The 18,225-nt window shown below is 65.5% G+C and carries 20 protein-coding genes; 17 read left to right on the plus strand and 3 right to left on the minus strand.

Annotated features, from left to right (window positions below; translation table 11 throughout):
• The first annotated feature begins 39 nt into the window (after positions 1–39).
• From NN4_RS05010 to NN4_RS05050, 9 genes are all read left to right on the plus strand, one after another.
• The gene (locus tag NN4_RS05010; RefSeq protein ID WP_147128752.1) at positions 40–2,523 is read left to right on the plus strand and encodes a heavy metal translocating P-type ATPase; all 2,484 of its coding nucleotides are present in this window, start codon (positions 40–42) and stop codon (positions 2,521–2,523) included.
• A gap of 161 nt (positions 2,524–2,684) precedes the next feature.
• Positions 2,685–2,885, plus strand: coding sequence for a hypothetical protein (locus NN4_RS05015; RefSeq protein ID WP_147128753.1), 201 nt, complete (start codon positions 2,685–2,687; stop codon positions 2,883–2,885).
• Positions 2,885–3,085 carry a hypothetical protein gene (locus NN4_RS05020; protein ID WP_147128754.1) on the plus strand — a complete coding sequence of 67 codons (201 nt, stop codon included), beginning with the start codon at positions 2,885–2,887 and terminating at the stop codon, positions 3,083–3,085. The genes NN4_RS05015 and NN4_RS05020 overlap by 1 nt, the downstream gene beginning before the upstream one ends.
• 5 nt (positions 3,086–3,090) lie before the next feature.
• Complete coding sequence (locus NN4_RS05025; protein WP_147128755.1) at positions 3,091–3,468, plus strand: DUF1707 SHOCT-like domain-containing protein; 378 nt, start codon at positions 3,091–3,093, stop codon at positions 3,466–3,468.
• Between the two features lie 77 nt (positions 3,469–3,545).
• A complete protein-coding gene (locus NN4_RS05030) occupies positions 3,546–4,481 on the plus strand; it encodes a cytochrome c biogenesis CcdA family protein (RefSeq protein ID WP_147128756.1) in 936 nt (311 codons plus the stop codon).
• Positions 4,478–5,206 carry a peroxiredoxin family protein gene (locus NN4_RS05035; RefSeq protein WP_147128757.1) on the plus strand — a complete coding sequence of 243 codons (729 nt, stop codon included), beginning with the start codon at positions 4,478–4,480 and terminating at the stop codon, positions 5,204–5,206. The genes NN4_RS05030 and NN4_RS05035 overlap by 4 nt, the downstream gene beginning before the upstream one ends.
• Complete coding sequence (locus tag NN4_RS05040) at positions 5,203–5,460, plus strand: glutaredoxin family protein (RefSeq protein WP_147128758.1); 258 nt, start codon at positions 5,203–5,205, stop codon at positions 5,458–5,460. Before NN4_RS05035 ends, NN4_RS05040 begins: the two co-directional genes overlap by 4 nt.
• Positions 5,461–5,530: 70 nt before the next feature.
• The gene (locus tag NN4_RS05045; RefSeq protein WP_147128759.1) at positions 5,531–5,827 is read left to right on the plus strand and encodes a hypothetical protein; all 297 of its coding nucleotides are present in this window, start codon (positions 5,531–5,533) and stop codon (positions 5,825–5,827) included.
• 434 nt (positions 5,828–6,261) lie between these two features.
• Positions 6,262–6,603, plus strand: a complete 342-nt coding sequence (locus tag NN4_RS05050; protein ID WP_147128760.1) for an NADH-quinone oxidoreductase subunit A — start codon at positions 6,262–6,264, stop codon at positions 6,601–6,603.
• Between the two features lie 650 nt (positions 6,604–7,253).
• On the opposite strand, the gene NN4_RS44780 is transcribed toward NN4_RS05050, so the two are convergent.
• On the minus strand, positions 7,254–7,421 hold the full coding sequence (locus tag NN4_RS44780) for a hypothetical protein (protein WP_186818270.1): 168 nt from the start codon (positions 7,419–7,421) through the stop codon (positions 7,254–7,256).
• Between the two features lie 33 nt (positions 7,422–7,454).
• Here NN4_RS44780 and NN4_RS05055 point away from each other — a divergent pair, with 33 nt between their 5' ends.
• Genes NN4_RS05055 through NN4_RS05085 form a run of 7 tightly spaced genes read left to right on the plus strand, consistent with a single transcriptional unit; the run spans position 7,455 to position 14,838 of the window.
• Positions 7,455–8,186 carry a hypothetical protein gene (locus tag NN4_RS05055; protein WP_147128761.1) on the plus strand — a complete coding sequence of 244 codons (732 nt, stop codon included), beginning with the start codon at positions 7,455–7,457 and terminating at the stop codon, positions 8,184–8,186.
• Positions 8,179–9,102: an NADH-quinone oxidoreductase subunit H gene (locus NN4_RS05060; protein WP_147128762.1), complete on the plus strand. Its 924-nt coding sequence runs from the start codon at positions 8,179–8,181 to the stop codon at positions 9,100–9,102. The genes NN4_RS05055 and NN4_RS05060 overlap by 8 nt, the downstream gene beginning before the upstream one ends.
• A gap of 16 nt (positions 9,103–9,118) precedes the next feature.
• Positions 9,119–9,682, plus strand: a complete 564-nt coding sequence (locus tag NN4_RS05065; RefSeq protein ID WP_147128806.1) for an NADH-quinone oxidoreductase subunit J — start codon at positions 9,119–9,121, stop codon at positions 9,680–9,682.
• Entirely contained in the window at positions 9,679–9,981 is a 303-nt protein-coding gene (gene nuoK / locus NN4_RS05070; protein ID WP_147128763.1) for an NADH-quinone oxidoreductase subunit NuoK, read from the plus strand. The genes NN4_RS05065 and nuoK overlap by 4 nt, the downstream gene beginning before the upstream one ends.
• 5 nt (positions 9,982–9,986) lie before the next feature.
• Positions 9,987–11,843 (plus strand): NADH-quinone oxidoreductase subunit 5 family protein, encoded by a 1,857-nt coding sequence (locus NN4_RS05075; RefSeq protein WP_147128764.1) that lies wholly within the window; start codon positions 9,987–9,989, stop codon positions 11,841–11,843.
• A 48-nt stretch (positions 11,844–11,891) separates the two neighbouring features.
• Positions 11,892–13,385: a complex I subunit 4 family protein gene (locus tag NN4_RS05080; RefSeq protein WP_147128765.1), complete on the plus strand. Its 1,494-nt coding sequence runs from the start codon at positions 11,892–11,894 to the stop codon at positions 13,383–13,385.
• 1 nt (position 13,386) lies between these two features.
• Positions 13,387–14,838 (plus strand): NADH-quinone oxidoreductase subunit N, encoded by a 1,452-nt coding sequence (locus NN4_RS05085; protein ID WP_246180708.1) that lies wholly within the window; start codon positions 13,387–13,389, stop codon positions 14,836–14,838.
• A gap of 149 nt (positions 14,839–14,987) precedes the next feature.
• Here NN4_RS05085 and NN4_RS05090 read toward each other — a convergent pair whose 3' ends face one another.
• Positions 14,988–16,550, minus strand: coding sequence for a multicopper oxidase family protein (locus NN4_RS05090; RefSeq protein WP_147128766.1), 1,563 nt, complete (start codon positions 16,548–16,550; stop codon positions 14,988–14,990).
• A gap of 198 nt (positions 16,551–16,748) precedes the next feature.
• Positions 16,749–17,069 (minus strand): hypothetical protein, encoded by a 321-nt coding sequence (locus NN4_RS45655; RefSeq protein WP_222594988.1) that lies wholly within the window; start codon positions 17,067–17,069, stop codon positions 16,749–16,751.
• Positions 17,070–17,277: 208 nt separating this feature from the next.
• On the opposite strand from NN4_RS45655, the gene NN4_RS05100 reads away from it, so the two are divergent.
• Complete coding sequence (locus tag NN4_RS05100) at positions 17,278–18,042, plus strand: DUF305 domain-containing protein (protein WP_308633300.1); 765 nt, start codon at positions 17,278–17,280, stop codon at positions 18,040–18,042.
• The last annotated feature ends 183 nt before the right edge of the window (positions 18,043–18,225 follow it).

Genomic DNA, 18,225 nt, shown 5'->3' on the forward strand with positions numbered 1-18,225 from the left:
GAAAGCGCAACGGAGACAAAGTGGATGGCGAGGTGACAGATGAGTGAGGTCACCGACCGGATGTCTGCTGGTGTGCGGCAGGTGGAGCTGTCGATCGCAGGCATGACGTGTGCGTCGTGCCCGCCGCGGATAGAACGCAGGCTGGCCAAACTCGGCGGGGTCACCGCGACGGTGAACTTCGCGACCGGCAAGGCCAAGGTCAGCTACCCCGACACGATGCCGGAGTCGGATTTGATCGGCGCGGTCGCCGAGGCCGGCTACACGGCGACCATTCCCCGCTCCGAAACCGCCGCAGCGCGCAGCGATGCCGATCACGGCGACGACTACGACGAGCACACGAAGTTGCTGCGGCAGCGGATGCTCGTCTGTCTCGCGCTGGCGGTGCCGGTGACGGTGCTGGCGATGGTGCCGCCGCTGCAGTTCACCAACTGGCAGTGGTTGTCGCTGACCTTGGCCGCACCGGTGGTGGTGTGGGGCGCGTGGCCGTTCCATCGCGCGGCATGGTCGAACCTGAAACACGCCACCGCCACCATGGACACCCTGATCTCGGTAGGAGTACTCGCCGCGTTCGGCTGGTCGCTTTTCGCACTGTTCCTCGGCGAGGCCGGAATTCCAGGCCTGCGGCACAGCTTCTCGCTGACCGTGGCACGCGGAATGGCCGGACAGAACATCTATCTGGAGGTGGCTACCGTCCTGACCACGGCGATCCTGGCGGGCCGGTTCTTCGAGGCACGGGCCCGTCGTCGTGCGGGCGCGGCCTTGCGGGCGCTGCTGGAGCTGGGCGCGAAAGACGTCGCTGTCCTGCGTGATGGCCGCGAGGAGCGGATCCCGATCGACCAGCTGGGCGTCGGTGACCGATTCGTGGTACGACCGGGAGAGAAGATCGCCACCGACGGTGTTGTCTCCGACGGCAATTCAGCGGTCGATGCCAGCATGCTGACCGGCGAGTCGATGCCGGTGGAGGTCGGCCCCGGTGATCCGGTGGTCGGCGCCACCGTCAACGCGGGCGGGCGCCTCGTGGTGCACGCGACCCGAATCGGCTCCGACACCCAGCTGGCACAGATGGCCACGCTGGTCGAGGAGGCGCAGAACGGCAAAGCGCAGGTCCAGCGCCTCGCCGACCGGGTGTCTGCGGTGTTCGTGCCGATCGTCATCGCTCTCGCGATCGCCACGTTGGGGATCTGGCTCGCGGTCGGTGCCGGGGCGGCGTTCGCGTTCAGCACCGCGGTCGCCGTATTGATCATCGCGTGCCCGTGTGGTCTCGGATTGGCCACGCCCACAGCGCTTTTGGTCGGCACCGGACGGGGTGCGCAGCTCGGTATCCTGATCAAGGGCCCGGAGGTGCTGGAATCGACCCGCCGCATCGACACCGTGGTCCTGGACAAGACCGGCACCGTCACCACCGGCAAGATGACCCTGCTCGAGGTCCATGCGGGCGCCGATGCCGACGAGACCGAAATCCTGCGGCTGGCCGGCGCACTGGAAGATGCGTCCGAACATCCGATCGCCAAGGCCATCGCCAGCGGCGCAGCCGAACGAGTCGCAACACTGCCCGCCGTAGCGGACTTCGCGAATCTCGAGGGCCTCGGGGTGCAGGGCACCGTCGAGGGCCGCGCCGTACTGGTGGGCCGCACGACCCTGCTCGAGCAACGCGGCATCGACCTTCCGGTCGGCCTGCGGACGGTCAAAGAGCGGGCCGAGTCTCAGGGACGTACCGCGGTGGTCGTCGCGTGGGAGGGCACTGCGCAGGCGGTGCTGGTCGTCGCCGACACGGTCAAACCGACTTCGGCGCAAGCGGTTCGCGGGCTGCGGGAGCTCGGGTTGCGACCGGTCCTGCTCACCGGTGACAACAGCACCGTCGCGCGGGCGATCGCCGCCGAGGTCGGCATTACCGAGGTGATCGCCGAGGTACTGCCCACCGACAAGGTCGACATCGTCAAGCAACTGCAAGACCAGGGCCGGGTCGTGGCGATGGTCGGCGACGGCATCAACGACGCCGCCGCGCTCGCCCAAGCCGACCTCGGGCTGGCCATGGGCACCGGCACCGACGTCGCCATCGAAGCCTCGGACCTGACCCTGGTTCGTGGTGACTTGATCGCCGCTGTCGACGCGATCCGGTTGGCACGCAGCACTTTACGGACCATCAAGGGCAATCTGTTCTGGGCCTTCGCCTACAACGTCGCCGCGCTCCCACTGGCCGCGATCGGGCTGCTGAACCCGCTCATCGCCGGCTCGGCGATGGCTTTCTCCAGCGTGTTCGTGGTGACGAACAGCTTGCGGCTGCGGCGATTCCGCGCCTCACCCACCTCCGAGCCGCCTCCGAGCGTCGATGCTCGTGCCAATGGTCGCCCTGGTGCGGCTCGGCACGGTAACAGTCGCCCCCTCGGGGACGGCGAGCGAACAGAACTCGAGCGCCTGCGCGCCGCGAACGTGGTCCTGGCCGAGGAACGCGACGTACTCGCCCGTGCGATCGCGCTGGCACTCGGCAACACCGAAGAGCGGCAACAAGACCGGACTCGGTAGACGAGTCGGAACAAATGAGTGAACACCCGACAAAGGAGACGAACAAATGGCACCGAACATGATGGCGAACCTGGCGTCCTGGTGGAACTGCCAGCTGATGATGCTGGGCCTGGCCGAGTGCGGCATGTGTCCCAAGATGCCCCAGTAGCAGGAGGTTTGCGATGGAATCGCTGCTTGTGACCCTTGCCGTGTTGGCCTGCCCGGTCGGCATGGGTCTGATGATGTGGTTCATGATGCGCGGACCGGGAACGCGCACCCACGACGACCGCGCGCACGACGATCCCGCGAAGCAGGAACTCGCTCGAATGCGTGCGGAGATCGAGCAGCTCAAGGCCGAGCGACGCGAGGGCAAGGTGCTGTGATGTCGATCTGGTTCGCGGCCGCGCTGGTCGTGGCGGCCGTGACGCTCACCTATTTCTGCTGTATCCGGCCGATGCGCCGGGGCAGCTGCCGCGTAGGCGCGAAACCGGCAGGCGTCGAGCGTGAACTCGCCGAGCTGCGTGCAGACCTACGGTCGCTACGCGAGCAGGACGGAACCGAATCAACCAGCGAGAGTAGGTGATACAGGTGACCGAACCGTACCGCGCACAGCCATCGGTACGTGCGGGTGATGCCGACCGGGAGCGGGTGGCCGCCCACCTGCAGGCCGAGGTCGGCACCGGCCGGTTGACGCTCGCGGAGTACAGCGACCGTCTCGACGCGGCCTACCACGCGAAAACTATCGGCGAGCTGCGAGCCCTGACCAGAGATCTGCCGGTAGTCGCCGCATCGGCGAAACCGCAACCGAGCCGCTCCCGGGCTCCGGTGATCGCCGCACTTGCCGCGGCCGGCGTACTCGCCGTGCTCACGCTCGGGTTCGTCGCGGGCCCACCCGCTGGGGCGCTCAGCGACATGGCCGAGCATATGGACACCATGACCTCGCAGATGGGACAGCCATGCCATTAACAGCACACGGTCGCCGACGCGCGCGGCTCCGGATATCCGGCGATGCGCCGACAGGTCGTAGGTAAGGGGTCCACACGGTGGGTGAATTGTTGATCGGGACAACGCTGTTGGCGTCCTTCCTTGGCGGCGTGGTTGCCCTGCTGGCGCCGTGCTGCGTTTCGGTGATGCTGCCCGCCTACCTGGCCACCGGATTCCGTCACCGCGGTGGCGTCGTACCCGCGACCCTGGTTTTCGGTGCCGGGGTGGCCACGGTGATCCTGCCTATCGGCTTGGGTGCCACCATCTTGAGCAGACTGTTCATCGAACAGCACGTCTGGGTGTTCTCGATCGGCGCGACACTGATGGTCATCGGCGGCGTCGCGGTGCTGATCGGGTGGAAGCCGAACCTGCCCATGCCCGGCGCACGCACCGTCCGGGAAGGCAGTTTCTCCTCGGCCTACCTGCTGGGCGCGTTCTCCGGGATCGCCAGCGCCTGTTGCGCGCCGGTCCTGGTCGGTGTCGCGGTGCTCTCCGGTGCGTCCGGCTCGTTCCCCGTCGCGCTGACCGTCGGGTTGTCCTACGTGGCCGGAATGGTCACCCCGCTTGCATTGGTCGCGCTGGTCTGGGACCGCCGCCGGGAACAGTCCGCGCGCCTGTTCACCGACCGATCCCTGCGTATCCGGGTGGGCCGCTGGCAGCGCGACCTCGCCGTAGGGACCGCTCTCAGTGGTGTGCTGATGATCGGCATGGGCGTCCTGACCGGAGTCCTCGCGTTCACGGGTGCCGGAATGAGCGCTGGTGGTTGGCAATCGGAGGTGAGCGCCTGGCTGCAACACCTCAGTGCCCGAATCCAAGACTCCGTGTCCTGGCTGCCCGGCGGCGTGGTTGCCGCACTGCTCCTGGCGGGTACGGCCCTGCTGATCCGCCGATCGCTGCGCGCACGCCAGTCCATCCCGGACACCCGCGAATCGAACTGCTGCGCCGAACCCTCGCCCGCACCGATTCCGGAATCTGTTGAGGAGAAACACCAGTGAACGTCAACAGCGGTAAATCCACTACCACGCGGCCCACCGGCAAACGCGGCAGAACCACCCGAACCCGGCGCACCACACAAGACACCGTCGAACCACCAGGCTCGGCCCGCCAACGACGCTGGCCGATGATCACCGCGGTGCTCGTAGTCCTGGCCGTCGGAGCCCTGTTCCTGATCTACCAGAATGCCCAAAACAAGCAGAACACCGCGGCTGACGGTGGCAGCGGGTACCGGCACGTCACCGGAGATCCCGGGATCGGTGAACCCGCCCCCGATTTCACCCTGACCTCCCACACCGGAGATACCTTCTCGCTCAACGACTTCCGCGGACGCAGTGTGCTGCTGTACTTCCAGGAAGGTCTGATGTGCCAGCCGTGCTGGGATCAGATCACCGACCTCGAACAGAACCAGGCTGCATTGAAGGCGGCCGGCATCGACACGGTGGTGTCGATCTCCCACGACCAGGTGGCGCAGCAGGCGCGCAAGGCCGCCGACCAGAAGATTACGACCCCGATGCTGGCCGACCCGACCCAACAGGTCATCCACGCCTACGACGCCCACAAGTACGGGATGATGCGCGAGCAAACCGCCGGGCACAGCTTCGTGCTCGTCGGTCCCGACGGCACGATCGCCTGGCGCGCGGATTATGGCGGCGCTCCCGATTACACCATGTTCGTCCCCACCGACAAGCTGCTCGCCGACGTGAGCAAAGAACGCCGACCATGACCACCCCGGTCGCGATCACCCTGCTCACCCAACCCGACTGCGCCTACTGTGACCACGCCAAGCGAGTCCTGAATCAGGTAAGCGTCGATTACCCGATTCAGGTCATCGAGATCGATCTCGCCAGTGACGAGGGCCGCGAACTGGCGCGGAAAGGGGGCGTGCTGTTCGCGCCCGGAGTCCTCATCGCTGGCGAACCCTTCTCCTTCGGGCGCCTGTCAGAACGCAAACTGCGCCGCGCCCTCCACAGGCGATAACTCAGAGGGCTGTCGCTGACTGGCTTGTCGGCCCCTCCACATCGGCGAGAAACCGAGGTAACCGGAAACAATGACCACGATCGAAGTGCTTACCGTACCCAACTGCCCGAATGCGCCCACCACCATCGGACTGCTGCGCACCTGCCTGGACCGGCTGGACCTCAACATCCCGATCCAGCAGCGGATCGGTGAATACCCTTCGCCCACCATTCTCGGCCCGACGATCGGCCATGGCCGCGCTGGTCGTAGGTCAGGAGCAGATGGTCGCCCGCCAGCTGATCGAAATCGAAGAGGTCGAGCCGGCGTACGGCAGCCCGGCTCAGCAGTATGCCATGCGAATAACCGAGCGGAGATCCGGAACCTTTGAGCTGGTACGCGATTCGCGCCCTCGCCCGTGTCAGATAGTGGTCCTGCGACATCGGCATTCACCTGCTCAGCCCGGCATGGTGATGGTCCTGAATACCCGGCAGGGGTACCTACCGAAGGCTACTCGGCGGCGGAAAGTGTGGCAACGGTGGACGATGATGGAACTACGTGGCGCAGGTCGATTCCGCAGCCACTATTCTCCGCAGCCCCTTTTTCACTATGTGCATTCGTGGAATGGCTGCGCAGGACTTGCGCGGTGGCAACTGCTTCCGAATCGCCAGCTCTCGTTGTCTACTTTCGGTTCTGCCGTGCTGCGGTCTACCCTTACCCAGTAGGTGTATGTGAGCCAGTCGATTTGGCGCGTGCCGGTCCTGCTGGATTACGAAGGTGGATAGTAGTGTCGCCCGCACGAACGGACAGGAGGGGTGGTCGGCGGTGACGAACTTGCTGGTGATCGTGGCCATCGTAGCCGCGTCGATAGTCGTGATTTACAGCGCGGCGCGGGCGGTGGGCGCTGCCCCGGCGAGCGTGGACCAGGCTCCGTTTCTCTCAGGTGCGGCGGCTGTGGAGCACGCTGTCTCGCGTTATCACGTCCGGTGGTACACGATCACGATGATCTTTCTTGCGTTCGACATGGAGATGGCCTTCATGTACCCGTGGGCGATTGTCGTGGCCGATATCGGAATCAGTGCGGTTGCCGAGATGTTCGGCTTCCTCGCCGTGCTGATGATCGCCGTCCTCTACGCCTGGCGGGAAGGAGCGCTGCGATGGGTCTGAGCATGTGGCTGCGGCAGCGAGCGGCGATTGCGCCATTGGTGGTGACGGTGCCCGGGGGTACGGCGGCACGGTTGGCAGTAGAGCAGGCCATCCGAGAGGTGGGCTGGTGCGGGGCGGAAAGTCCGGCGGCAGCGGGGCTTCTGGTCGTCGCGGGGCCGACGGATGACGCGTTCGATCAGTACGTCACACGAGTGTGGGATGCGATGCCGGAGCCGAAGGTCCGCGTCCACATCACCGAATTCGATGATGTCGCCGAGAAGCTCGGCATGGCGGCTACGCTACTGCGATCCGGGCCCGATTATGAACCGATCACCGCCGCGCGCGCGGACGAATCCCGCAGCGGTGCCGAAGATCCGGAGAAGCACGGACACAACACCGCGACGGGAGTGTCACCGCGACCCATCGAGCACACCTCCGGAGCGCACGCTGAGCATTCACAGCATCCGCCCAGCACCGGAGATACTGCTGAGCCTCGCCCCGGCGGTAACGGCGAGCACGAGCACGGTGCCCATAGGGGTCCATTCGACGCGGTCGCACACGAACCTGCCTCGCACGGAGAGCATGGTGCGGCAGACGCTGACGGACCTGCAACTGTGGAAGAACATGGAGGCGGACAAACTGATCCGCCGACCCATGTTCATTCCGAGGAATCAACCCCGCACGGACATGATGCGAATGGAACAGCCGGATCCGAACACGATCACCTGAACCACGCGGAGCATCAGGGCCACGATCAGCGTGACGGCGGCGGTCACGGAGATGGTCACGACCAGCACATGGGTGGCGGGCACGGACATCACCACGGTGGGCACGGGCACGACATGGGGATGCCATTGCCTGGTGGTCTGGCGATGGCGGATCGAGGACCGGACCGTGACGGGCTACAGCTCGATGTGCTGAATGTTGCCCTGGGTCCGGCGATCAGGTGGTGGCCAGCCGGGCTGGTAATGACCACACGGTGGCAAGGTGATGTGGTCTCCGACGCGGCGGTGTCGGTCCTGCCGCTGGCGGCAGGGATAGAGCCGTTCTGGCTGCGACCGTGGTTACGGGCCGGACGTGGCGAGCGAGTGAACGCCGGTGAGGCGGGACGTTGGCAGGCGGCGCGGCGGTTGGATTCGGCCGCAACATTGTTGGCCATCGCGGGTTGGGACGATGCGGCGACAGCGGCACATCGGTTGCGCGACCGATTGCTGAGCGGAGAGCCATCCGAACGGGACGCCGGACAATTGAGCAGCTGGATTCGCCGGGTCGTTGGCTCGCGGGTGCTCCGGTGGTCGCTACGAGAAGTCGGGCGTATCGGCCGCGGTCCGAACGTGCCGGCCACCGTGATCGGCGATGCCCACGACCGGTTCCTGACGTCGGTTGCCGCGCTCGCCGATGCCGACCATCGGGACGAATGCCTTTCGAAACCCGAAGGATTCATCAGCGACGAGGTCGAGCGCAATCGGTGGATCGTCGACGCGTTGCCCGGCCTGCTGGTAGGCGCGGAACTCGAGGAAGCCCGGTTGATCGTGGCAAGTCTGGACCCCGACGTGGAACTGGTCTGCTGGGCAACAGCGGCGACGAAGGCAGCGCATGGTTGAGGTGGCACCGTGGTGGTCGGCGGTGGTACTGCCCGTCGGTGTGCTGGCCTTCGCGTTGGCTGCCGAGGTAATCGACGCTGTTCTGCGCGGGCGGGCCTCCGGTGTTCCGGTCGCGACGGCTGCGGCGGCGCCGCTGCGCTCGGTGGCGTTGCTGGTGATCCAGCAGCGGCGTCGGGTGGTGGCCGCCGACGTGTTGCTTTGGCGCTCTGCGGGATTGGCTTTGCTACTGGCTGGAGTATTGGCGGCCGCGTTCGTGCCGATCGGTGACCTGGCGGTGTTGGACAGCGGGGTATCGCTGGTCTGGTTCAACACGGTCGAGGTAGTGGCCTGGGCGGCGGTGTGGTTAGCGGGCTGGGGCGCGAACTCGGCGTTTTCACTGGTCGGCGGCTACCGGTTCGTCGCGCAGGGGTTGGCCTACGAGCTGCCGCATATGTTCGCGCTGATCTGTGCCGCAGTGGGTGCCGGTTCGTTGCGGGTCGGCGATATCGTTGCCGCCCAACAGGATCGCTGGTTCGTGGTGATCATGCCGGTGGCTTTCGTGGTGTATCTGCTCTCGGTGCCGGCGATGTCGTTCTCCACGCCGTTCAGTAGTGCCGTTGGTGCGGATATCGCGGGCGGTGTCTTCGCCGAGGTATCGGGGGTGGACCGGCTCGTGCTGCTGGTGGGTCGGCGGGTGCTCTTCGTGGCGGCGGCCGCAATGGCAGTGCCACTGTTCCTCGGCGGCGGGGCGGGCCCGTGGCTGCCCGGGTGGCTGTGGTTGCTGGCGAAGGAGGCCGGGGTGCTCGCGGTGCTGATCTGGTTGGGGCGGCGGTGGCCGACGATTCGGATGTCGCGCTACATGGAGGTCGCCTGGGTGGTGCTGTTGCCGCTGGTACTAGTACAGGCGTTGGTGGTTTCGATCGTGATGGTTCGCTGAGATGGGAGACGCCGCAGTGCTGTCACAGGTGATCTTCTGGGTGTGCGCGGTAGGCGCGGTCACCTCCGGGATCGCGGTGTTCCGGGTGGATTCGATGGCTCGCGCGACTTTCGCATTGCTCGCGTCATTCGTATTCGCGGCGGGCACCGTGTTCCTGGTCGACCTGAACTACCTCGGCGTCTTGGTCGTGCTGATGATGATCATGGAGATGGTCATCATGGTCGTGTTCATGATCATGTACATGATGAACCCGGCCGGTCTGATGCCGATGACGATGGTGCACAACCAGAAAGCGTCGGTTGGCATTTCGGCTGCGGTGTTCGTCGCACTGACGAGCGTCGCTTTGCTGGTCGACTGGCCCGACGGGAAACAGCCACGACCGGCCGATCCCACCGCATCGCTCGGGGAGGCCCTGATGGGCTCGAAGATGCTGGTGATGATCATCGTCGGGTTGGTGCTGTTCGCCACCATCGTGGCAACAGTGGTGCTGGCGACCCACCGGGGCCGCTACGACCGCTACGGCGACCGCCTCGACCGACGCACCCCCAACGATCCCATCGAAGGAGGCGTGGGCCGATGAACCTGCCCGAATTCCTGGTGCTGGCGGCGGCGCTGCTCAGCGTAGGTCTCTACGGTGTGCTGTCGCAGCAGTCGATCGTGATGATCATGATGGGGCTGGAGCTGATGATCAACGCGGTCATCGTGGCCGCGGTCGCGTTCTGGTACTTCGCGTTTCCCTCCGCCGACGCCCAGGTGCTCGTGCTGGTCGCGGTCACCGCGATGGCAGTGGAGATGGCGACCGGTTTCGCGGTCGCCACAGCGATCTTCCGCGCTCGGGACGTCGACATAGTCGACATGGCCGCGGATTTGAAGGACTGAAGATCGTGCTGTGGACGATGATCGCGCTACCGGCGTTGGTCGGCGCGGCGCTATTGGTATGTGGCCGCCGCGCTGACCGCGTCGCACCGGTGCTGGCCGTCGCGACAGCTGGCGTTACGACGGGGCTGGCGGCGTGGAACGCCGTTGACCGGCCCGAAGTTTCGGCGCCGTTCCTGTCCGGCATCCCGGTGGAGCTGCGAGTGGATGGGTTGTCGGCGGTGATGATCGTGACCGTGGCCGCGATCGTGACCGCGGTGCTGGTCTTCGCGGCGGGCGACCTCGGAGCCCGGGAACCACGCGCCCGCTTCCACGGACTGGTGCTGATGTTCGCGTCCGCGATGCTGGCCACGGTGACGGCGCAGACCTTGGTGACGCTGCTGATGGCGTGGGAGCTGATGGGCGCGGCCTCCTATGCGCTCATCGGGTTCCATTGGCGCGAAGAGCAACGCGCCGCTTCAGGGCTGGTCGCGTTCCTGACCACGCGCACCGGTGATCTCGGCATGTATCTCGCAGCGGGCGCGGCGCTGGCCGGTGGCGCGGGCGCGCTTGAACTCGGTGCCCTGGCGGGGCTGGACAGTGGCTGGCGCGACGCCGCAGCCGCTGGCATCGTGCTCGCAGCGCTAGGCAAATCCGCACAGCTGCCGTTCAGTTTCTGGCTGTCGCGGGCAATGGCGGGCCCGAGTCCTGTATCGGCCCTGCTGCATTCGGCGACCATGGTGGCCGCGGGGGCTTACCTGCTGCTACGCCTGGAACCGCTGCTCAACGCGACCAGTTGGGCAAGCCAGGCCACAGCGTGGGTGGGGGCGCTCACCGCGATCGCGCTGGGTGCGGTGGCACTGTGCCAGAGCGACCTCAAGCAACTTCTGGCCGCCTCCACCTGCGCCCAGGTAGGTCTGATGGTTCTCGCTGCAGGGGTGGGCGGGGTCGCCGCGGGTACCGAACAGCTGATCGCCCACGCGGTCACCAAGAGCCTGCTGTTCCTGGGTGCGGGGGCATGGCTGTCCGCACTGGGTACCAAGAATCTCATCGGTCTGCGCGGCGCCGCACGCGCGTACCCCGTTGTGGGCGTGACGTTTACGATCGGTGCGCTCAGTCTCGCCGGAGTTCCGCCCTTCGCGTTGTGGCCGGCCAAGGACGCGGTCCTCACCGCGGCCCGCGGCTCCTCGTCAGCTCTGTACCTGGCCGGATTCGCGGCAGCGATACTGACCGCGCTGTACGCCGGACGAGCGCTCACCCTGGTGTGGTCATCGCCCGTCGCCGACACCGAAAAACGTTGGGACTCTGAGGAAACAGGCACGCGCAGAGTCCAGACCAGTCAACTTTTGCCGCTGGCGGTGCTCGCCGCCATGACACTCGCTGCGGCCGTCGCGGTGCTTCCTGCCGTGTACGGCAGCTTCGCGGGTCTTGTTGGTTCGGCGCCGGTGGAGGCGGCCACGTGGTGGGAGCTAGCAGTATCCGGCGCCGTGGCGGTGGTGGCGATCGGCGCGGCCGGAGTCGTGGTACGCAGACGTGGCGACGTGTCAGCCCCCGCGCTCTTGACCGAGTGGCTCGGTATGGAACGGGCCGCGCACCTGGTGGTGGTCGTGCCGACGTTGGCGGTGGGCCGCGCACTGGCGCGCTTCGACGACCGCGTGCTCAACGACGGCGTTTACGTCGTCGTGAACGCGGGTGTGGCACTGGCACGTGCGGTCGATCACCGGGTGGAACGCGCGCTCGATCGCACAGTGCACGCCGTCGCCACCGCCTCGCGGAGCCTCGGTCGATGGGCGCGCCGCCCGGAAACCGGCTTGGTGCATCAGTACTACGCCCAAGCAGTGGTCGGTCTCGTAGTGCTTGCTGTCGTGCTGGTGACCTTGCGATGAATCTGGTTGGGCCGCGACGAATCCGCGACAACGAAAGAAGAGGTGAGCGTGCTCAGCGTTCTGGTATTTCTGCCGCTGATCGCGGCTGTAGTCCTGGTCGCGGCACCGAGTCTGAGTGACCGCGGGGTGCGATGGACATGGGTCGCGGTCAGCGCCGTGGAGGTTGCGCTGGTCGTAGCGCTGTGGGTCGGATACCGACGCACACCGCCGGGCGACGGCGAATTCGCGTTCGAGGTCCACCGCAGCTGGATTCCCAGCCTGCGTTCGGGATACCACCTCGGCGTCGACGGATTCAGCCTGCCGCTGCTGGCGCTGACCGTCGTATTGTTTCTGGCGTGCGCGGTGTACTCGCTGCGTGAGACCCGACGCGTTCGGCTGTTCGCGGCGTTGTTCCTGTTTCTCGAGACCGCATGCCTGGGCGTATTCGTCTCCCTAGACCTGGTGCTGTTCTTCGTATTCTTCGACCTGTCGATCGTCGGCATGTACTTCGTGATCAACGGATGGGGCCACGGGCAAGCCCGGCGGGCAGCACTTCAGTTCTTTCTCTACACCTTCGTAGGATCGCTGGCGTTGCTGGTCGGGTTCATCGTGCTGTACCTGGCTGCGGACCCGCACACCTTCGACATGGTGGAGCTGACGCAGGCGAATCCGTTGGCGGGCAATACCGCTCGCGGGGCCATCGCACTGGTGGCGATCGTCATCGGGCTCGCGATCAAGACACCGACCGTGCCGTTCCACACCTGGCTCCCACCCGCGCACACCGAGGCACCCGCCGCCGGGTCGGCGATCCTCGCCGGAGTGCTGCTGAAGTTGGGCACCTACGGTTTCGTGCGGATCGCGATGCCGATGCTGCCTGAATCGTGGCGGCGTTACGCACTGGTGATCGTGATCATCGGGGTGGTGAGCGTGCTGTACGGCGCACTTGTCGCTTTGGCGCAGAACAACTTCAAACGAATGATCGCCTACACCTCCGTCAACCACATGGGCTACATTCTGCTCGCCGTCGGCGCCGCTGGACTCGTTGCGCGCAATACCGACCAAGCCCGTACTTTGGCAATCACCGGCGCGGTGACTCAGATGGTCAGCCACGGACTCATCACCGGCGCGCTGTTCCTGCTGGCCGGTGTGCTCTACGAACGCCGCCGCACCTACGACATCGACGCCTTCGGTGGACTAGCTGGACAGGCACCGATCTTCGCTGCCACCACTGCGGCTGCCGCGTTCGCCTCACTCGGGCTACCCGGCTTTTCTGGCTTCATCGCTGAATTCCAGACCTTCACCGGTTCGTTCGCGCCCGCGCCGGTGTACACCGCACTAGCGGTCCCGGGCATCTTGATCACCGCAGCGCTACTGCTGCGCGCCTACCAACGAATGTTCCTCGGTGAGCCACGCGTGGGGGCGTTCACGGATTTGACTGTACCCGAGGCGGTTTCGATCCTGCCGCTGATGGCAGCAGCAGTCGTGATCGGCCTTTTCCCCCGCTTCTTGCTCGATGCGATCGAACCCGCGTCGCGCGTGCTCGGCGAGTTGGTGGTGCGCTGATATGGGGGAGATGGGACAGATGTCCGAGGACATGATGGTCCGAGATCTCCTCGCGCTCGCCCCCGAAGCAGCTCTCGCCCTCGTCGCGGTCCTGGGACTGCTGCTCGGATCTTTCTTGCCGCGCGCACGGCAGTGGCCTGTACGGCTGCTCGCTGTGCTCGGTGCCGCCGCGGTGGTGGTCGCCACGGTGCCGGTGTGGAACCGCGACGTGTACACCCTGTTCGACGGCAGTTACGGCATCGACACAGCCACCAATACTGTGCGCCTGGTCGTGGCCGGTTCGATCCTGCTCCTGTTGGCCGTGTCGATGCCCGAAACCCGAAGCAACCCACGTGAATCCGAGTTCGTCGTGCTGCTGGTCCAGGGAGGGCTCGGCGCTGTGCTGTTGGCAGGCGCCAACGATCTGCTGGTGTTGATCGTCGCCTATCTGCTCGCCAGCATCCCGCTGTATGCACTGGTCGGTTTCGGAAAAGATTCGCCCGGAACAGAAGCCACTCTGAAGTACTACCTATTGGGCGCACTGTTCGGCACCATCATGCTGTTCGGTGCCGCGCTGATGCTGGGCGCGGGCGGTGGCACGGCTTATCCCTTGCTGGCGCATTCGACCTACGTCGCGCCGCGGGCCGCACTCGCCCTCGGCGCGATCGCGGTACTGGGCGCGCTGTTGTTCAAGTCCGGCGCGGTACCCGCGCATTTCTGGGTACCAGACGTCACTCAGGGCACCCGCCCCGCCGTCGCGGCGCTGGTGACGACCGTGCCGAAAATCGGTGCCGTCATCGCGATCTACCGGCTCGGGGCGCTGGTGCTGGAGCCGAGCGGGCTGAACTGGCGGCTACTGCTGGCCGTGATCGCGGCGGCGACAATGACTTTGGGCAACTTCGCCGCGTTCTTCCAGGCCGACGTCCGCCGTCTGCTCGCCTACTCGACAATCAGTCAGGTCGGATACCTGTTGGTGGGTGTTGTCGCGGCGGACCGGAGCACCCTCGCGCTACCCGGTGTGCTGATATACCTTGCGGCGTACGCGCTGACCAACCTCGGTGCATTCGCTGTGGTCTGCGCCCTGCCTCGGCTGCGTACAGTCACCGATTACGCAGGGCTGCTGCGTCGCAGGCCAGGCATGGTCATCGCACTGGTCGTGTGCCTGCTCGGTCTCATCGGCACCCCGCCGACCGGGGTGTTCGTCGGGAAACTGACTGTATTCACCGCAGCTTTCGACATCGATATGGGCTGGCTTGTGGTGATCGCCGTCATCAACACCGTGGCCAGTGTCTTCTACTACTTGCGCTGGATCACCCCGACCCTGCGGGGCCGGGGTGAGCACGACGACCCCGGCAACAAAACCCTCGTCGCACCGCGGGCGGTGGCATACACCGCGGCGGCCGGATCGGTGTTGCTGGGTATTCTGGCAGGACCGATCATGAGCGTCATCAGCGGATCGCTTGCAGTACCCTGAATACTGTTGTGCGCCAAGGTGTATGACGGAATCGTGTGCCGAGGCCGACCAGGCCGTCGCCGAATTGGCAACGGCCATCGGCCCGTTCACCCCCCCGGGTGAGCATCGTTTCGCCGAGCACGAAGTACTGGCCGCGCCCGGCGGGGGCTTCAGTTCACGTAGGACAGGACGCTCATCATTCCGGCCTCGCCGTGGTAGACGTTGTGGCAGTGCACCATCCATTGCCCGGGATTGTCGGTGTCGAAGTCGACCTCAACAGTTTGGTTCGGCAGAACGATGGAGGTGTCCTTGCGTGGTCCTGTGCCAGCGGCGGTAACCACCTGGAAAGTGTGGCCGTGCAGATGCATAGGGTGGAACATCATCGTCTTGTTGATGAACCGCAACCGAACTCGTTGCCCCTCGCTCACATCCAGCGGCGAGTGATCGGGGAACTCCTTACCGTTGATCGTCCAGATGTACTTCTTTTCATCCGAGCCGAGCGTCACGTCGAGTGTCTTGTTCGGCTTGCGGTTGGGCAGCCGTACCGCTTCGATGCCGACGAGACGGGCGGCGGTGATCGGGGGACCTGACAGCTCCGCCGGACGCACATTGGCTGGGGGCGGGGCGCCACCGCCGGTGCGGATCAGCGCGAAGGCCTGACCGGCCTTACCCTCGGCCGCAGCAACCAGCGGGAAGACACCGTCGGCCAACTCGATGATCGCGTCGTAGCGCTCACCCATGCTGATCAGCAGGCTCGAGGCGGTAATCGGCTGCACCGGAAAGCCGTCACTGTGGGTGATCTTCAGTGGGTGAGCACCGACCGCCACGCGGAAGGCGGTATCGGCGGCCGCATTGATAATTCGCAACCGCATACGCTGCCTGGGGCGGCCGGTGAAGGTCACGGGATCGCTGCCGAGGCGTCCGTTGATCAGGTAGTACGGGTATGTCACGTCCCCGGCATCAGAGCCCAACGGCGCGTTGGGGTCAGTGGGCATCGCCATTGTCGATGAGCCACCCATGTTCATCCCACCGTGATCCATCCCGCCTGATCCACCCATGTCCATTCCCGCCATGCCTTTGTCGCGCAGTTGTCGCAGTTCGGCGTCCGGGTCACGGCCGTGCACACCATCAAGCCAATCATCAAGAACCACAACGGCTTCCAGGTCGTAATCGGCGCCGTCGGCGGGATCTTCGATGATCAATGGCGCGTACAGGCCGCGGTCGAGCTGAACTCCGACGTGTGGATGGAAGAAGTAAGTTCCTGGGTCGGGGACAGTGAATTCGTAGCGGAACGTACTGCCCGGGGCGACCGCGGGCTGGGTGAGGTCAGGTGCGCCGTCCATGTCATTGCGCATCGCGATGCCGTGCCAGTGAATTGTCGACGGTGCGGGCAATGCGTTGATGAGTTCTGCGCGCAGCACCTCGCCACGGGCAAGCCGGATCTCTTGCCCGGGCAACTTGCCGCCATAGGTCCAGGTCGATACCTGCACACCGCCGAGGTCAACAGTGGCGGGTTCGGCGCGCAGACTCACGTCCCGAATCGCTGCTGTGGCCGATCTGCGTTTGTTTTCGGCGACACCGACGGCCTCGGCATCTGGCCCGACGAGGGTGCGCGAGCCCGGTACGCCGTTCGAGCAGGCGGCAAGGGCGGCGGCCGCAGTGGCACCGGCTCCGAGGGCGAGGAATCCGCGCCGTGTCAGTGGTGTGATGCGCGGGAATTGGCTGGAGGACATCGTTTCTCCCTGATTGGTCATGATCGGGGTCGCCACCGCGTCGACGGCGAATCAGCGGACATCCCGTGCCTCGCGCGGCAAAGATTGCGTGCTGCGTTGCACCGGGATGGATGAAGTAGCCCGGAGGCGATGGGATGCTCGGGCTACATGCGAAAGCGCGCCCCTGGTGGTATGCGACTGCGGGCGCGGTTCGACCTGTCAGATCCGCAGAACCGATAGTTCAGCCAGGGATAGCACGGTCCAGGACGGCGGGCGTTCGTCGCGCACGCGCCACAGTCGGGCGGTCGTCGGATGGCTGTCACCGTGGTCGATGCCTGCCCCGCGGAGCAGGACGAGTCCGATCGCGAAAGCCGCCGCCGACAGGATGAACACGCACGCATGCACCGCGCCGTGTGCGACCGGGTGGTGGCCGGCCCCGGCAGCGTCTTCAACGCGGTCCGCCGTTGTGGCCATCATCCCGTTGTGATCGGGCACGGCATGGACCGTGAGGGGCTGGGCGGCGAAGACGCCCGCATGCATAGCGGCGATACCGACGAGCAGCACAAGCACACCGACCAGCCGGACTGGTCCGGATACCCGGCGCGCGACGCCTTGATCGACCACTCCGCCATCCTAACCCCCCTGGGGTATTTCGCGCAGGTGTCGCACCCTCCCCCGAACGGCTGCGCCAAGGGGATGAGTACCCGCACCCGCTTTGGGTATCTCGCCCAGTAGCCGACGTTGCACCATGCTCAACCTCCTTGGCAGCTCCGACGATCAGCGGCCGAGCAGGGCCGCGACCGTGCACGTTCGCTCGATTTGCGTCGCAACTGTCCCTGAAAGACAGAGCTGGATCCGCCTGAAATACAAGGAGTTCACTATGTATAAACGTTCCAGGACAATGAAGTTGGGGTTCACCGCGTTCGCCGTGGCAGTGGTTGCCCTGGCTGGATGCGGTAACGACGACGAGCCGGCCGAGATGCCCGCCATGACCTCCGGCACCACGATGCCCGGGATGCCGCACGAGAGCGCGGTCCCCGGCAATGCATCGCGTAGCGACTTCAACGATGCCGACGTCACCTTCTTGCAGATGATGTATCCGCATCATGCGCAAGCGGTGGAGATGGCCGACTTGGTGCCATCGCGCTCCCAAGACCAGCGGGTGCTCGATCTTGCCGCAGCCATCAAGCAGGCACAGGGGCCAGAAATGGAACAGATCAGCACGCTGCTGCAGCAGTTCGGCAAGCCCGCGCCGTCGGCCGACACCATGGGGCACGACATGGAGGGAATGATGTCGCAACAACAGATGTCGGAGTTGAAGGCGATGTCCGGGCCGGAGTTCGACCGGATGTGGCTCACCATGATGATCGAGCACCATTCCGGCGCTATCGACATGGCCAAGAAGGAGCAGAATACCGGCACCAATGCCGACGCCAAGAAGATCGCCGACGCCGTGGTGTCATCGCAACAGAGTGAGATCGATCGGATGAAGGGCATTCTCGGACAGAACTGATCGATCCGGTGCCCAGTTGACTGAGCATCTGCGCGCTCGAGCAGCGCGTCACCTTCTCGTTAGTTGCTTTGCTAGCAGTGCGCTGGCTTCGCCGCCTGTATCTCATCTATACGCAAAAGAGAGTTTAGATCACGATCGTGTAACGTACTGTCGGAAGTGTGCACGTTCCCCTTGCAGGACAGC

It is taken from the genome of Nocardia ninae NBRC 108245, assembly GCF_007990755.1.
GTDB lineage: Bacteria > Actinomycetota > Actinomycetes > Mycobacteriales > Mycobacteriaceae > Nocardia > Nocardia ninae.

Bases quoted from the DNA above. Each gene is read 5' to 3' on its own strand.
- NN4_RS05040 (WP_147128758.1), top strand. From the start codon at position 5,203: ATGACCACCCCGGTCGCGATCACCCTGCTCACCCAACCCGACTGCGCC.
- NN4_RS05090 (WP_147128766.1), bottom strand. From the start codon at position 16,550: ATGTCCTCCAGCCAATTCCCGCGCATCACACCACTGACACGGCGCGGA.
- NN4_RS05060 (WP_147128762.1), top strand. From the start codon at position 8,179: ATGGTTGAGGTGGCACCGTGGTGGTCGGCGGTGGTACTGCCCGTCGGT.
- NN4_RS05015 (WP_147128753.1), top strand. From the start codon at position 2,685: ATGGAATCGCTGCTTGTGACCCTTGCCGTGTTGGCCTGCCCGGTCGGC.
- NN4_RS05010 (WP_147128752.1), top strand. From the start codon at position 40: ATGAGTGAGGTCACCGACCGGATGTCTGCTGGTGTGCGGCAGGTGGAG.
- NN4_RS45655 (WP_222594988.1), bottom strand. From the start codon at position 17,069: ATGCATGCGGGCGTCTTCGCCGCCCAGCCCCTCACGGTCCATGCCGTG.
- NN4_RS05020 (WP_147128754.1), top strand. From the start codon at position 2,885: ATGTCGATCTGGTTCGCGGCCGCGCTGGTCGTGGCGGCCGTGACGCTC.
- NN4_RS05100 (WP_308633300.1), top strand. From the start codon at position 17,278: ATGCTCAACCTCCTTGGCAGCTCCGACGATCAGCGGCCGAGCAGGGCC.
- NN4_RS05085 (WP_246180708.1), top strand. From the start codon at position 13,387: ATGGGGGAGATGGGACAGATGTCCGAGGACATGATGGTCCGAGATCTC.
- NN4_RS05055 (WP_147128761.1), top strand. From the start codon at position 7,455: ATGGCGGATCGAGGACCGGACCGTGACGGGCTACAGCTCGATGTGCTG.
- NN4_RS05045 (WP_147128759.1), top strand. From the start codon at position 5,531: ATGACCACGATCGAAGTGCTTACCGTACCCAACTGCCCGAATGCGCCC.
- nuoK (WP_147128763.1), top strand. From the start codon at position 9,679: ATGAACCTGCCCGAATTCCTGGTGCTGGCGGCGGCGCTGCTCAGCGTA.